This window comes from Actinomadura opuntiae, assembly GCF_030283205.1.
Classification (GTDB): Bacteria; Actinomycetota; Actinomycetes; order Streptosporangiales; family Streptosporangiaceae; genus Spirillospora.
Genome location: NZ_JASNWF010000005.1, coordinates 249,881 through 264,369 on the forward strand (window position 1 = coordinate 249,881; position 14,489 = coordinate 264,369).

Annotated in this window: 16 protein-coding genes; 2 read left to right on the forward strand and 14 right to left on the reverse strand. The window is 71.7% G+C overall.

Features of this window, described 5'->3' with window-relative positions:
• Positions 1-34: 34 nt before the first annotated feature.
• From QP089_RS12475 to QP089_RS12490, 4 genes are all read right to left on the reverse strand, one after another.
• Entirely contained in the window at positions 35-763 is a 729-nt protein-coding gene (locus QP089_RS12475; protein WP_285911698.1) for an SDR family NAD(P)-dependent oxidoreductase, read from the reverse strand.
• Between the two features lie 29 nt (positions 764-792).
• A complete protein-coding gene (locus QP089_RS12480; RefSeq protein ID WP_285911699.1) occupies positions 793-1,155 on the reverse strand; it encodes a VOC family protein in 363 nt (120 codons plus the stop codon).
• Between the two features lie 110 nt (positions 1,156-1,265).
• Positions 1,266-1,928, reverse strand: coding sequence for a transcriptional repressor LexA (gene lexA / locus QP089_RS12485; RefSeq protein WP_285911700.1), 663 nt, complete (start codon positions 1,926-1,928; stop codon positions 1,266-1,268).
• Positions 1,915-2,829, reverse strand: a complete 915-nt coding sequence (locus QP089_RS12490) for an alpha/beta fold hydrolase (protein WP_285911701.1) — start codon at positions 2,827-2,829, stop codon at positions 1,915-1,917. The genes lexA and QP089_RS12490 overlap by 14 nt, the downstream gene beginning before the upstream one ends.
• Positions 2,830-2,931: 102 nt before the next feature.
• On the opposite strand from QP089_RS12490, the gene QP089_RS12495 reads away from it, so the two are divergent.
• The gene (locus QP089_RS12495) at positions 2,932-3,351 is read left to right on the forward strand and encodes a winged helix-turn-helix transcriptional regulator (RefSeq protein ID WP_285911702.1); all 420 of its coding nucleotides are present in this window, start codon (positions 2,932-2,934) and stop codon (positions 3,349-3,351) included.
• Between the two features lie 34 nt (positions 3,352-3,385).
• On the opposite strand, the gene QP089_RS12500 is transcribed toward QP089_RS12495, so the two are convergent.
• From QP089_RS12500 to QP089_RS12525, 6 genes are all read right to left on the reverse strand, one after another.
• Entirely contained in the window at positions 3,386-4,315 is a 930-nt protein-coding gene (locus tag QP089_RS12500) for a peptidase inhibitor family I36 protein (RefSeq protein ID WP_285911703.1), read from the reverse strand.
• A 13-nt stretch (positions 4,316-4,328) separates the two neighbouring features.
• Positions 4,329-5,132, reverse strand: a complete 804-nt coding sequence (locus QP089_RS12505) for a CHAP domain-containing protein (RefSeq protein WP_285911704.1) — start codon at positions 5,130-5,132, stop codon at positions 4,329-4,331.
• A gap of 63 nt (positions 5,133-5,195) precedes the next feature.
• Positions 5,196-6,071 (reverse strand): peptidoglycan-binding domain-containing protein, encoded by an 876-nt coding sequence (locus tag QP089_RS12510; RefSeq protein WP_285911705.1) that lies wholly within the window; start codon positions 6,069-6,071, stop codon positions 5,196-5,198.
• 298 nt (positions 6,072-6,369) lie between these two features.
• Complete coding sequence (locus tag QP089_RS12515; protein WP_285911706.1) at positions 6,370-7,602, reverse strand: helix-turn-helix domain-containing protein; 1,233 nt, start codon at positions 7,600-7,602, stop codon at positions 6,370-6,372.
• Positions 7,603-7,916: 314 nt separating this feature from the next.
• Complete coding sequence (locus QP089_RS12520) at positions 7,917-8,357, reverse strand: SRPBCC family protein (RefSeq protein ID WP_285911707.1); 441 nt, start codon at positions 8,355-8,357, stop codon at positions 7,917-7,919.
• Positions 8,358-8,434: 77 nt separating this feature from the next.
• Positions 8,435-9,922: an FAD-binding protein gene (locus QP089_RS12525; RefSeq protein WP_285911708.1), complete on the reverse strand. Its 1,488-nt coding sequence runs from the start codon at positions 9,920-9,922 to the stop codon at positions 8,435-8,437.
• Between the two features lie 90 nt (positions 9,923-10,012).
• Between QP089_RS12525 and QP089_RS12530 the strand changes: the two genes are divergently transcribed.
• Positions 10,013-11,299: an RNA-guided endonuclease InsQ/TnpB family protein gene (locus QP089_RS12530; protein WP_285911709.1), complete on the forward strand. Its 1,287-nt coding sequence runs from the start codon at positions 10,013-10,015 to the stop codon at positions 11,297-11,299.
• Here QP089_RS12530 and QP089_RS12535 read toward each other — a convergent pair.
• From QP089_RS12535 to QP089_RS12550, 4 genes are read right to left on the reverse strand one after another with little or no spacing between them, the layout of a single operon-like run.
• A complete protein-coding gene (locus QP089_RS12535) occupies positions 11,277-12,011 on the reverse strand; it encodes a glucose 1-dehydrogenase (RefSeq protein WP_285911710.1) in 735 nt (244 codons plus the stop codon). The genes QP089_RS12530 and QP089_RS12535 overlap by 23 nt on opposite strands.
• A gap of 26 nt (positions 12,012-12,037) precedes the next feature.
• Positions 12,038-13,123: an NAD(P)H-dependent amine dehydrogenase family protein gene (locus QP089_RS12540; RefSeq protein ID WP_285911711.1), complete on the reverse strand. Its 1,086-nt coding sequence runs from the start codon at positions 13,121-13,123 to the stop codon at positions 12,038-12,040.
• A 38-nt stretch (positions 13,124-13,161) separates the two neighbouring features.
• The gene (locus QP089_RS12545; protein WP_285911712.1) at positions 13,162-13,596 is read right to left on the reverse strand and encodes a carboxymuconolactone decarboxylase family protein; all 435 of its coding nucleotides are present in this window, start codon (positions 13,594-13,596) and stop codon (positions 13,162-13,164) included.
• On the reverse strand, positions 13,593-14,465 hold the full coding sequence (locus QP089_RS12550) for an NAD(P)-dependent oxidoreductase (protein WP_285911713.1): 873 nt from the start codon (positions 14,463-14,465) through the stop codon (positions 13,593-13,595). The genes QP089_RS12545 and QP089_RS12550 overlap by 4 nt, the downstream gene beginning before the upstream one ends.
• Between the last annotated feature and the right edge of the window lie 24 nt (positions 14,466-14,489).

Below are 14,489 nucleotides of genomic sequence, written 5' to 3' on the forward strand. Positions count from 1 at the left end.
CAGAGGATCGGCGCGTGGAGACGCGATCGCCTTCCTATTGCTTGGCGAGTTCCGCTTTCGCCAGGTCGGCGTACTGGCGTTCGAGGGCCTTGGCCGCGCCGTTGCGCCAGCTGTCGGCCATCGCCTGCGCCATCGGGTCGGGGAAGATGTCCTCCTCTTCCTTTTCCAGTCCGTCGAAGATGGCCTCCGCGACCGATTCCGCGGACGCCTTCGGGATCTCGACGCCCCGGCTCATGTCGGTGTCCACGATCCCGGTCAGAACGGCGTGGACGCTCACGCCCCGTCCGGCCAGGAGGGTGCGCAGCGACTGCGTCATGGAGAACGCGGCCGCCTTCGAGATCGAGTAGGCCGGGATGAGCGGCAAAGGCGCGAACGCGTTCACCGACAGGTTGTTGACGACGGCTCCGCCGGAGCGGGCCAGCAGCGGCAGGAACGCCTGCGTCACGCCGTGGGTGCCGAAGAGGTTGACGGCGAGGCTGCGTTCGAGCGCGGTGCGGTCGCTGAGGTCGTCGTAGAGCGCCAGGCCGGCGTTGTTGACGAGGACGTCGAGCGACTCGACCTCCTCGGCGGCCTTCTGGATCTGCGCGGCATCGGTCACGTCAAGGGTCAGGGGTATGACGCGCCCGTCGGAATGGGAAAGGGGCACGCGCGTCCCGGCATAGACCCGCCGAGCGCCCCTTCTCAGGGCCTCCTTGACCAGTGCCCGGCCGATGCCGCGATTGGCCCCGGTGATCAGAAGGGAGCTGTCCTCGATTCTCGCCATGGTGGCGACTTCCTTTCTTCCCCGGCCCGTCAGTGCCCGGCGGCGAGCTGGACGATCTGCACGTAGTTGCCGACCGGGTCCTCCACCGTCGCGACGCGGCCGGGGCCGAAGTCCTCGACCGGCCGGATCCACCGCTCGACGCCGATGGACTTCAGGTGGGACGCGACCGCCTCGATGTCCTCGACGTAGAAGTTGATCAGGATCCGGCCGGGCTCCCGCGTGGCCGGCTCGAGGTCGTCGCGGCGGTCGAAGACCAGCCGCCCGCCACCCACCATCAGGACGATGCCCGGCTCGGCGTCCGGCGCGAACGCCTCGCGGTACCAGGCGCTGAGCCGTTCCGGGTCGTCGCTGCCCAGCACCAGGCCGCCGAGCCGGATGTCCGTCGCGTTCATCGTGTCCGCCATGATCGCCCGCTTTCGGTCGTCGGAGTTCCGTCACTCCTACCGACCCGGCGGCACGGCGGAAGGAACCGGTCGGGCGGCGGCGGATCGGCCGCGCGGGGTCAGACGCTGCGCAGGACCGAGACGACGATGCCGAGCACGGTGGCGTCGTCCCCGTCGATGACCTCGTAGGCGGGGTTGCGGGGCTCGAGGAGGACGTGGCCGCCGCGGCGCCGGTACACCTTGACGGTGGCCTCTCCGTCGATCATCGCGGCGACGATCTGCCCCGAGTGCGCCTCGGGCTGCTGCCGGACGACGACGGTGTCGCCGTCGCAGATCGCGGCCTCGATCATCGAGTCGCCGCGGACCCGCAGCGCGAAGACGGTGCCGCGCCCGACGAGTTCGCGCGGCAGCGCGAGGGTGTCGTCGGCGTGCTGCTCGGCCGTGATGGGGGTGCCGGCGGCGATGTCGCCGACCACGGGCACGGTCACCGAGCCGGCGGCGGGCTCCTGCGGCGCGCCGTCCCGCAGGAAGGACCGCACGTCGATCGGGCGGGCCACGGCGGCGCCCCGGCGCAGGAAGCCCTTCTCCTCCAGGCTCGCCAGGTGCCGCGACACCGACGACGCCGACCTCAGGCCGACGGCGTCGCCGAGCTGCCGGGTGCTCGGCGGGTACCCGTGCCGGACGACCCAGTCCCGGATCGCGGCCAGGATCCGCTGCTGGCGCTCGGGCAGGGCCGAGGCGTCCAGGCCCTCGAACACGTCATGATCGTCATAGCCGGCCACCCACGGAAGTGTAGGGGGTCGGCGGGCATGGAGCAGGGTGCGTTCCGACTGGGTGCGGCGCACCCAGGAAGGGCGTCAGGAGGGCGAGCAGTTCCTCGGGGCGGTCGAGCGGGATGATGTGGCCGCAGTCCTCGATGAGGTGGCCGGTCAGGTCGTCGGCGACGGGGCGCAGTTGCCGTTCCAGGGCGTCCCCGACGGGATGCGCGCCGATCGCCATCACCGGCATCGCGAGCCGGCTCGCGGCGGCGGCCTCCCGGAGCTGCCGCGCGCTGTCGGGCGCGGCGCGGTAGTGGGAGAACGCGCAGCGCAGCGAGTCGCGCCCGGTGTAGGCGCGGACGAAGTCGTCGTGGACATCGCGCGGGACTCCGCGGCCGCGCGTGCCGGTCTGGAGGAACCAGCCGATGTAATCGGCCTCATTTCCGGCCAGGACGGTCTCGGCGAGGTCGGGGACACGGTGGAACCCGAACCACCACGGCGGGCCGTCCGCGAAGAAGTCCTCGGCGCCGGGCAGCGGCCCGAGCGTCGCCTCCATGAGCACGAGCCGCCGGACGCGGTCGGGCCGCCGCAGCGCCAGCAGGAAGGCGGGCGGGACGCCGGCGTCGATGGCGACCACCGCCGCGGACGCCTCTCCGAGGGCGTCCAGGATCCGTTCGGCGTCGGCGGCGAGGTTCGCGGCGTCGTACCCGCCGGGCGCCCGGTCGCTGTCGCCGAGCCCTCGCAGGTCGGGGGCGATGACCCGGTGGTCCCGCAGGAGGTCCGGGACGACACGCGACCACACCCGCCAGGTGTGCGGGAAACCGTGGAGCAGCAGGACGGCGGGCCCGCTCCCGCCGACGGCCACGTTGATCTCGATGCCGTTGGCGGCGACCCGCCGCGGCGAGAGGGCGGACACAGGCGACATGACGTCTCCCCCGAAGATGGTTACCATTGGTTACCTGGGGAGCGTAAGTGACTCCGATTCGCGCCGGAAGACGGCACTTCGACGACAGGTGGTGAGCCGCAGGTGACCACGGCACCGGCCGGAACCGGGAAAGGGGCGCGCGGCGACCTGTTCGACCCCGGCTGCCCCACCCGGCGGCTGCTCGACCGGATCGGCACGAAGTGGACGTCCATGGCGGTCAAGGTCCTCGCCGAAGCCGCGCCGGACGAGGTGCGCTTCGCCGAGCTGCGGCGGCGGATGCCGGGCGTCTCGCAGAAGATGCTGTCGGCGACCCTGCAGGGCCTGGCGCGCGACGGCCTGGTCGCCCGGCGGGTGGAGGCGACCGTGCCGCCGCGCGTCCACTACCGCCTCACCGGCCTCGGCCTGTCCCTCGAAGGCGCGCTCGCCGTCGTGCGCGCCTGGGCCGAGGAGCACATGGCCGAGGTCGACCGCGCCAACGCGGCCGCGGCGGAGGCCGAGGAGACGCCGGAGGGGTGCCGGTAGGTCGTACCGGCACCCCTGTCGGGACGGGCGATGATCAGGACAGGGCGATGTCCCGGTAGTAGTGGCGCAGGATCGTCCGGAAGTCCTGGCCGGCGTTCGCGAGGTCACGCGAGCCGTACTGCGACATCCAGTTCCCGTCCACCCACGCGCCGCAGGCGGTGGTGGTCGAGCAGTAGTGCGCCAGCAGGATGTTGCCGCTGCGCGTCATCCGGGTCGACCAGGTGCGGTCGACCGCGGCGGACGTCGACGACGTGGCCGACGACGGGCGGTACACCTGGTCGCCCGTGTCGTCCCGGACGTCGTAGCACGCCCCGCCCGAGGTCTTGCGGGTCGAGTGCAGCGCCCAGTACCAGCCGTAGCTCTTGACGGCCATCGCGCCGGCGTCCAGCGAGGCGCTCGGCCAGCTGGAGACCCACTCGTTGGGCAGGACGTTCTTGACGTAGGTCTTGAAATCGACCCGGTCGACCCGTCCGAGGCCGACCCGGTACACCAGGATCGAGGTCGGCAGCTTGCTGTTGGTGCCGTCGGTCTTGCAGCCTCCGGGCTGCGCCACCAGCAGCTGGTGCGAGGCGTTGTTGTTCTTCAGCGTGGAGTTGAGGTTGCCCTTCGCCCCGGCCGCGAAGTCCTGGTGGGCTCCGGCGTAATTGCTGTTGAAGTAGACCCGCACCGTGTACTTGGTGCGGTTCCACACCGAGGCCGCGTTGTTCTTCACGCAGACGCCCTTGCCGGTGCCCGCGCCCTTGAATTCGTAGCACGTCGGCTGGGTCGTCCCGTAGTCGTCCATGGACGAGGTGAAGTCGGAGATCGAACCGGCTTCGTTGCTGTTGAAGTAGTAACAGAACTCGCCGCTGTCGCAGACTCCGTCACGGCCGGCTGCGGACGCCGGGCCCGCCACCGCCACCGCTCCCGCGAACACCGTCGCGGCGGCGGCCAGAGCGCCGATCGCCCTTGTGCGGATGGTCATGTCCGGCCGCCTTTCAGAAGTGGAGCATCCACTGGAAGTCGGCCTGGGCGCTGCTCACGTGCACGTGCGAACGGGTGCCGTAGTGCAGCGGGTTGTTCCAGTTGTATTCCTCGACGTCGAACGAGCCGTCGGAGTAGACGCGGTTGACGTAGGCGACGTGCCCGACCTTGTGGACGTCGTTGACGGCGATCGCGCCGACGGACGGCGTCTTGTTGACCGTCACGCCGACCCGGCGGGCGGCGTCGTCCCAGGTCCCGGCGTTGCCCCAGGTCGTCTTCCAGGAGTTGCTGAAGTTCGGGACGCCGAGCCGGCTCGCGATCCGCCAGGCCGCGAAGGCCGTGCAGTTGTTCTGCGCGAAGCCGCGCGCGTTGCCGTCGTAGTCGTTGGTCGGCGCCTGCCCCGACCCGTTGAGGATCATGTGCGAGGCGTTGTTGTTCTTCAGCGTGGAGTTGAGGTTGCCCTTCGCCCCGGCCGCGAAGTCCTGGTGGGAGCCGCCGTAGTTGCTGTTGAAGTAGACCCGCACCGTGTACTTGGTGCGGTTCCACACCGACGCCGCGTTGTTCTTCACGCAGACGCCCTTGCCGGTGCCCGCGCCCTTGAATTCGTAGCAGGACGGCTGGGTGGCGCCGTAGTCGCCGATCGAGCCGGTGAAGTCGGAGAGCGAACCGGCCTGGTTGCTGTTGTAGTAGTAGCAGAACTCACCGCTGTCGCAGGCTCCGTCGCGGGCCGCCGCGGACGCGGGCGAACCGGTGGCGAGGAAGGGGGCGGTGAGGGCCAGCGCGGCGCCGGCGAGGGTGAGTGTCCTGCGTAGCTGCATGGTCTCCTCTTTCGGGGAGTGGGGGTCACTGATCGAGGGGGTGGACGCCGTCCGGGCGTCCGGTCAGTGCGTGCGCTGGTACTCCTCCCAGGTGTGGATCGCGATGCGGGGGCCGTCGTCGGGGCCCCGGTTCGCCAGGCCGTTCAGGCCGAGGTAGTAGTCGCCGGTCTGGTGCTGGGCCTGGGTGGACAGGTCGGTGTCGCTGATCGCCGCGGCGTGGACGTGCCACGGCCAGTCGCCCTGGTTCGGGTTGCGGACCCAGGCGGCGAAGCCGACCTGGCGCAGCGCGCGGGCGACGGAGGTGCGGGTGGCGGCGGACATCCCGGTGACGCTGATGTCGACGACGCCGCCGCCGTCGTGCGTGCCCGCGGAGCTCGAGTCGCCGCCGGGGTTGTAGGAGCCCTGCGACAGGACGAGCTTGAAGCCGAGCAGGCGCTCGGCCTCCGTGAGCATCGCCTGGGTGCGGGCGTCGACGGTGTATCCGTTGCGCTGCACCTTCGCGCCGGGCCCGATCTTGTGGGCGACGGTGAACCGGTTCTGCCCGAGTTTCGTCAGCGACGTCGTGCCGGGCATCCCGTTCGCGGCCAGCCCGGTGTAGCCGAGGGAGCGCTGGTAGGCCGCGTATGCCGAGACGGTCTCGGTGCCGAAGTAGCCGTCGACCCAGCGGGCGTCCAACAGGTTGCGGGCCTGGAGCGCCCGTTCGACGGCCAGGACGGACGCCTTCGCGCCGGGGGTCAGCGTGTCGTCGGCGCGGCGCGGGTCGATCTGGGCGGCCAGGACGGTGGCCTCCATGTCCACGGCCGGCAGGGCGGCGGCGGACGTCGCGGCGGACGCCTGCACCGTGGCGGACGCCTGCACCGCGCCCGACGCCAGGCCGCCGGAGACCGTGAAGGCCGCGAGCAGCCCCGTGATGGCGGCCCGGGTCCTCGTCATCTTCATGCTGTGCTTCCTTCCGTCGGTCGGCTCGCCGTTCCTCTTGCTACCGGCCCCGTTGATTGATCGACACACCCGCGAACGGGGATCAATCAGGCCCGGACACGGGCGCTGGCCAGGCATGTTCCGGGATCGGCGCTGCGGGCGGCGTCCGCGCTCGTCCGGGGCGCGACGGCGGCACCGGACGGCGGGCGGGACGGGACGGCGATCGGGGTGCACGGGCGGCGCGGCCGGACGGCGCACCGGGCGCGATTCCGGGATCAATGAATCGGGGTGCGGCGGCAACGGGCCGGTCGCCGCTCGGTCAGGAGGCGCTCGGGTATTGGCAGGCGGCGCGGCGCGCGGCCTGGTCGACCGTCGCGGACCGCGGCGTCAGCGAGGCGCGGTCGCGCTTGCCGGGCAGTTTCAGCGAGGCGAGGGACGCCGCGCGGCCCGAGTCGCCGCCGCCGAGGCAGGCCACGGCCACGACGAGGACGGTGTCGCCGGCGTGGACGGGGGCGGGGAGCTTGTCGGGGCGCCAGGCGACCGACAGGGCGGGGTCGGAGTCCCCGGTCAGCCCGATCTGGTGCCACAGGCGCAGGTCCGGGCTGCCGGGGTCGGCGGCGTAGTACGCGGCGAACCCGGCGATCTGCACCTGCGGTCCCGACGCGCTGAGGACCACGCGCGGGTCGGGCGAAGGCGGCCCGACGGCCTTCAGCGAGATCCGCTTCGGCGCCGGGCGGGCGTCGGCGCAGGAGGCGGGGGCCAGTTGCGTGGGCGGATTGCCGTGCACCAGGGCCGACGGGACGACGTGGCCGTCGGGCAGGACGAACCAGCGGCTGTCGGGAATTCCCGCGGTCCGGTCGGTGACCTTCTGCCCTATGCAGAAACCCGTGAACCCGAGCACGCACCCGGCCGGATAAGTGGCCAATGGCGGATGGGCGAGAGCGGCCCCGGACCGGACGGGCACGCCATCACCGTAGGCGGTGGCGGTGAACTTCGGATTCTTCGGCATTGACGGGCAGCCGGAGGATTCCTTTGCTTCACCTCCGCGCCAGGGACCGTTCAGGCCGACGACGAGTAAACCGGCCACGAGAAGGCAGCCGGCCGTGATCGCGGCGATATTCCGCTTGGCCCGGCCCCCGGTCGCGACCGGGCCGATGACGACCGGGCGGACGCGATGGGGAGCGGCCGGGCCTCCGTCCGGCAGGTCGGCCCGCATGATCTCCTGCGTGGCCAGGCTGCCGGCGCCCTCGTCCGGCGCGCCGGGCGGCGGCGCGTCGTCCATGGACTGCAGGGCGTCGTGGACTTCCTTCCACCGGTGCTCCCACGCCTCGGTGTCGCCGGAGCAGGCGCCCACGAAGGCCAGCGTGACCGCGAGGGTGGGGAGCCTGGCGCCGCTGGCGGCCTCCGACAGCGTCGACGCGCTGTAGCCCGCCAGTTGCGCCAGTTGCCGGTACGTCGGCTCGCCCGCGGCCGCCCGCAGTTCGCGGAGATCGTGCGCGAACGCCTCCAGGGGGCCGTCCGCCGGGTCCAGCGGGCGTTCACGACGCGCCATGCGACCACCCGGCCGTTCTCACCCTCGCGGGCATCGCCCTTGCAAGTACCGCACTTGCGAGTTCACGCATGCGAGCGATAACGGTTGAGCGCCGTTCATTCGCCGATTCATCAGCCATTGTGGGAGCCCGAGGTCTGGGTGCTTTCTGCGGACCGGAAACGTCCACCACCGGGGTGGCGGCATTACGTCAGCACACCGTGAACCTCCGCTCCATCATCGGTCACGCAGAGCGATTCGCCATAAAAGTAGAACCGGCGGCGCTGTTTGTCCAGACCGATGATCGTGCTGCGGGCGGCCCCGCGCGGGGCGGGCCGTCAGGCGCCCAGCTCGGCGTCCAGCTTCGCCAGCTGCGCGTCGTAGATGGCGCGCAGGCCCTTCGGGGCGAAGGTGCGCTCGAAGAACCCGCCGACGCCGCCGGCGCCGTCCCAGGTCGTCCTGACCTGGACGCGCGCTCCGCCGCCCGCAGGCGAGACGGTCCAGGTCGTGACCATGGAGGAGTTGGCGTCCTTCTCCACCAGCGTGTCCGCGGCGGGGGCGCTCACCGAGAGCAGGCAGTCCCGGACGCGCTTGCTGGTGGCGGCCAGCTTCCAGTGCACCACCGTTCCGGCGCCCTGGCCGCCTTCGCGCACGTCGTACTCGCTGTAGTGCTCGGTCAGCATCCTGGAGCGCACGCCGGTGTAGTCCCCGAGTGCTTCGAGCACCCGTTCCGGGCTCGCGTTCAGCGTCTTCTCCGCAGTCGCCACGACTTGTCCCATGCCGCTCATCTTGCCGCACCCTCCCCCGGGCCGCGGCGCGCCACCCCGCCGGCGCGCCGATGGCCCGGCGGCCGCGCCTAGCGGGAGGTGGCGCGGGCGCGCGTCGCGGCGGCGACGCCGGCGCGGCGGCCGAAGAAGGAGCCCTCGCCGAGCTGGGTGCCCGAGCAGTAGCCTGCGCCGTCCTGGGCGATGTTGGACGCGCACGCCCCGGCCGCGTAGAGGCCCGCGATGACCGACCCGTCGGGCCGCCGCACCTCGCCGTCGACCGTGGTGGCCATGCCGCCGAGCGTGAAGCCGGCGTACAGGGCGGTGCCGAGGGTGAGGTCGTAGACGCCCCACGGACCGTTGGTCTGCGGCGCCAGCCAGTCGGGGTGCTTGTGGAAATCGGGATCCTCGCCGCGTGCGGCGTGCTCGTTGTAGCGCGCCATGGTCCGGACGAGCGAGCCGGCGGGCAGGTCCAGGCCGGCCTCCATCTCCTCGATCGTCTCGTAGCCGTCCTTCAACGGCACCAGCGGCATCCGCTGCTCTTCCATGTGGTCGCTGTCGGCGATCAGGTACGCCGCCGCGCCCGGCTGCTTGAGCACGTAGTAGGACGTGCGCGCGTGGTAGCTGTCCTCGGCCACGAACCGCTCGCCGCGCCTGTTGACGATCAGCCCCTTCACCAGCGACGACGGCGGATAGAACGGCGCGGTGATGAACGGCTCGTCCATGTGCTCCAGCGCCGCGCCGGCCGACTGGCCGAGCCGGATGCCGAGCCCGTCGTCGTAGGTGCTGCCGAGGGTGAACAGCTTCTCGCCGAGGGCCGGGGTGTGGGCGGCGACCATGTCCGCGTTCATCACGAACCCGCCGGCCGCGATCACGACTCCGGCGGCGGCGACCACGCCCGTCCGGTCGAAGTTGCGCCAGGCGACGCCGGCGACCGCGCCGTCCTCGCCGACCACCAGGTTGGTCGCGCCGGTCTCGTAGCGGACCTCGACCCCGGCCTCCTCGACCCGGTCGCGCAGCAGGTCCATCACGATCTTGGTGCCCTCGGTGTCGCCCGGCACCGGCACCTTGTGGCCGCGCGGCGCGGGCGGGATTCCGTCGCGGAACGGCCACACCTTCTCGTTGCCGGTGAACATCAGCCCCTCGGTGCCGGGCTGGATCACCGCCTTGCCCGGGAAGTAGGACCGCTCGAACGCGAAGCCCAGCGCCTCCAGCCAGTCGAAGTGCTCGACCGACCCCTCGCAGTAGGCCCGGATCTTCTCCTCGTCCGGGTCCTTCGTGCTCGCCATGAGGTAGCGCGCCATCGCCTCGGCCGTGTCGTCGTGGCCGGTGGCCTTCTGCACGGCGGTGCCGCCGCCGAGGTAGAAGTGGCCGCCCGACATGCTCGACGTGCCGCCGTGCACGGCGGCGCGCTCCAGCAGCAGCACCCGCGCCCCGGAGCGCGCGGCCTCCAGCGCGGCGCAGCCGCCGGCGATGCCGAAGCCCACCACGACGACGTCGAACCGCTCGGCATCGGCGGGCAGGTCCGCGGCCGGGACCACCTGCGGGACGGCCGTTCCGGGAGAGGTATGTGCGTTCATCGGGGCCGCGGCGCGGAGACCCCCACCTTCAGGTGGGGACAAAACGCCGCTCCCTCCCTTCTCTTACATGGAACCCGTAGGGTGTGATTCATGGCGCGGGAGGTGAGGCGGGCGTTCCGATACCGCTTCTATCCCACTGACCAGCAGGTGGCAGAGTTGTCTCGCACGTTCGGCTGCGTCCGACTGGTGTACAACCGAGCGCTGGAGGAACGCACCCGCGCATGGCACCGCGAGCAGCGCCATGTCTCCTATGCGGAGACCTCCGCGATGCTCACCGCTTGGAAGCGCACAGTCGACTTGGCGTTCCTGGGCGAGGTGTCCTCGGTGCCGTTGCAGCAGGCGCTTCGGCATCTGCAGACGGCGTTCACCAACTACTTCGCCAAACGCGCCTCCTATCCGCGTTTCAAATCGGGGAAGAAGTCCCGAGCTTCGGCGGAGTACACCCGTTCGGCGTTCCGATGGCGCGACGGGCGGTTGACGCTGGCGAAGATGGCCGAGCCACTGGACATCGTCTGGTCGAGGCCGCTCCCGGAGGGGGCCGTGCCGTCCACGGTCACTGTCTCCCGCGATGGCGCGGGCCGGTGGTTCGTGTCCTTGCTGTGCGAGGACGCCATCGGACGCCTCGCCCCTGTCAACCGTGCCGTGGGGGTCGATGCCGGGATCTCGTCGCTGGTCACGCTGTCGACCGGGGAAAAGGTCAGCAATCCCCGACACGAGCGCCGGGATCGGGAACGCCTCGCCAGGGCCCAGAAAGACCTGGCCCGCAAGGCCAAGGGCTCGAAGAATCGCGCCAAGGCCCGCCGCAGACTCGCGCGAATCCACGCGCGGATCACCGACCGTCGGCGGGACTTCCTGCACAAGTTGACGTCTCGGCTCGTCCGCGAGAACCAAGTGGTCGTGATCGAGGACCTGAACGTCGCAGGCATGGTCCGCAACCACTCGCTGGCCCGCGCGATCTCGGATGCGGCGTGGCGGGAGTTGCGGACGATGCTGGAGTACAAGGCCGACTGGTACGGCCGCGAACTCGTCGTGATCGACCGATGGTTCCCCTCCTCCAAGATGTGCTCGCACTGCCGGACCGTCACTGAGACGATGCCCCTCAATGTGAGGGAATGGCGGTGCAGGTGCGGTGTGGTCCACGACCGCGACGTCAATGCAGCCCGTAACGTCATGGCCGCCGGGCTGGCGGTATCGGCCTGTGGAGCCGACGTAGGACCCGAACGGCGAAAGCCCGGCGGGCAGACGGCAATGAAGCAGGAAACCCGACCCGCGAGGGTCGGAATCCCCCGCGTCCAAGCGGATGGAGGAGGTCAACGGTCCCTGTCTCGAATCTCTGCGTCCGGGGGCGCCGGGTTCACTTGTGCGGGATCTGGTTGACGGTGCCGCCGTCGATGACGAACTCCGTCCCGGTGGCGTAGGACGACTCGTCGCTGGCGAGGAAGACCACGAACGACGCGACGTCCTCCGGCAGGCCGGGCCGCCCGAGCGGGACTGGGATCATGTCGTCGGGGATGCCCTCGGTGAGCGGCGTGCGGATCAGGCCCGGGTGCAGCGAGTTGACCCGGACGCCGTGCTGCGCGAGCTCCATGGCGACCGACTTGGTCAGGCCGCGCAGCCCCCATTTGGAGGCCACGTAGCCGTGCGCCCAGGACGTGCCGCGCAGCCCCTCGATGGACGAGGTGTTGATGATCGACCCGCCGCCGGCCGCGATCAGCGCGTCGGTGGCCGCGCGGATCCCGAGGAACGGGCCGGTCAGGTTGATGTCGATGATCTTCTGCCATTTCTCCAGCGAGAACCGGTTGATCGACGCGCCGTTGGCGATGCCCGCGTTGTTGAACAGCACGTTCAGGCCGCCGAACTCGCGGACGGTGGTCTCGACGGCGGCCGTCCAGTCCTCCGGGCTGGTCACGTCGAGGTGCACGTAGCGGGCCGCGTCGCCCAGCTCGTCGGCGACGGCCTTGCCCTCCTCGTCGAGGAGGTCGCCGAGCACGACCTTCGCGCCCTCGGCCGCCAGCGCCCGGGCGCTCGCCGCGCCGATGCCGCGCGCGCCCCCGCTGATCAGGGCGATCTTCCCGTCCACACGTCCCATCTCGATGTCCTCCTGTCGTCGGGGTGCTAGCCGGCCAGGGCGGTCGCGAAGACGCCGCGGGCGGTGTTGAAGGGCAGGTCGAGCGGGGTCCGCAGGCCCGGCGGGGCCGCGACGACGTCGGGGATCGCGTTGACGATGCGGCCCGCGCCCGCGGCGATCGCCGCGTAGTTGTGGTCGCCCTTCGCGCTGGTCGGGCAGACGTCGACGCGGTAGGAGGGCTCGCCGGTGATCTCCAGCCGGTAGGAGCCGCCGTCCTGCGCGGGCTGCGGCCAGTCGGGGCGCAGGTCGCCGCGCAGCCGGGTCGTGTGGTCGATGACCAGCACCTCTTTGCCCCGGGCGACGCCGCAGATCTTCAGCCGCATCGCCGCCACGCCGCCCGCGGGGATGTGCCCGGCGGCGACGTCGAACGCCTCCGGCGCCGGCTCCCGCTCGTACCACTCGGTGATGTCGTCGAGCTCGAAGCCGAACCCGCGCGCCATCATCCGCAGGCTGACGCCCCAGGACGCCGCGAGGATCCCCGGCTTGAACATCCGCGGCAGGTCGTCGAGCGGGCGTCCGAAGCCCATGAAGTCGAACATGACCGGGCCGCCGTCGTAGGTCGCGTAGTCGGCGATCTCGGAGCAGACCACCCGCTCGACCCGCTGGCACGTGCTGGCGATCGCGAAGGGCAGCAGGTCGTTGACCCAGCCGGGGTCGACGCCGGTGACGAACAGGCTCGTCCCGCCGGTGCGGCAGGCGTCCTCGACGGGGTCGATCATCCGGTCCGGCAGCAGCCCCCAGGGGTAGATCAGCGGCACCGGCGAGGACGCGACGACGTTGCTGCCCGAGGCGAGGATCGTCCCGATGTCGGCGAGCGCCTCGAACAGCCGGGTCTCCCCGAGCGCGCAGTAGACCGTGCAGTCGGGCCGCGCCTCCAGCGCCGCGTCCAGGTCGGCGGTGGCCGCCACGCCGGTGACCGTGCCGAGGCCGGCGAGCTCGCCCGCGTCCCGCCCGACCTTGTCCGGGTTCGACACGACGAGGCCGGCCAGCTCGAAGCGGGGATCCTCGATCAGCTGGGACAGCGCGATGCGGCCGACGTTGCCGGTCGCGACGTGCAGGACGCGGATGGCCATGGTGCTCCTCGGGGGGTGGGGGGTGCCGGCGGGCGCGGTCAGTCGCTCGTCTCGGCGGCGCGGGCGGCGCGGGCGGCGCGGGCGGCGGCGCGCGCCGCCTTGGCGATCGTCTCCTCGACGATGGAGTTGAGCCGCGCGCCGTTCGGCCAGCCCGCGTAGTGGCAGAGGAACACCACGATCTCGCGCAGCGCGTCGTCGTCGAACTCGCCGGCGGCGTACGCGGCGGGCACCTGGATGCCGAGCACGTCGGCGGCGCCCTGCCCGGCGAGCAGGCCGATGAGCAGCAGGCGGCGGTCGCGGTCGGACAGGCCGGGCCGCTGCCAGACGTCGCCGAACAGGTGGTCGGCGGTGTAGCGGAAGAAGTCGCCGGTCCCGTCGGTCATGTCGAAGCCGTAGACCTGCTCCATCTTGCGCAGGCCGCGGGCCCGCAGCTCGGGGAGGTCGTCGAACTTGCCGGCCTTGTCGTCGGTCATGCCTGCTCCTCGGAGAAGCCCAGCCCGGGCGCGAGCCGTTCGCGCGCGATCCTGGCCAGCGGGACGTCGACGCCGAGCTCGTCGGCCAGCGCGACCGCGAAGTCGAGGTCCTTCTCGGCGAGCTGCCGGAGGTGGCCGAACGTGGTGTACCAGAACGAGCCCGGTTCCAGCTCGGCGGTCGTGTCCCGGTACATGATCGCTCCGGGTCCGCCGGTGAGCGCGTCGGTGTGCCGGACGACCTCGCCCAGCGCGACGATGTCGAGCCCGGCCGCCTCGGCGAGCCGCTGCGCCTCGGTCGCCGCGGTGAACGCGACGTAGTGCATCAGGTTGCGGGCGAGCTTGAACCGGGTGCCCGCGCCGATCGGCCCGGCGTGCACGACCTTCTTCGCCAGGACGTCCAGCACCGGACGCACCGCCGCGAACGCCTCCTCCGAGCCGCCGACCATGACGGCCAGCTCGCCGGTGCCCGCGCCCATCGCGCCGCCGGAGACCGGCGCGTCGACCAGCCGGACGCCGCGCCGCGCCGCGAGCTCTTCGAGTTCGGCGGGCGTCTCTGGCGCCACGGTGGAGTGGACGGCCACGGTGAGCCCCTCGCCCACGCCGTCGGCGGCCAGCACCTCGTCGAGCACCGAGCGGACCTGCCGGTCGTTGTTGACCATGACGCACAGCACGTCGCTGCCGGCCGCGAGGGCGCCGACGCCGCCGGCCGCCTTCGCACCGGCCGCGACCAGCTCCTCGACCGGCGCGGTGGCCAGGTCGAACACGCCGAGCGCGAGCCCGGCCTCCGCCTGCTGCGCGGCGAGCCGGGTCGCCATCGGCTTGCCGATGTCGCCGAGCCCGACGAATCCGACGCGGACGATGCCGCTCATCTCGCCCTCCCTCTCCCGTCCGTC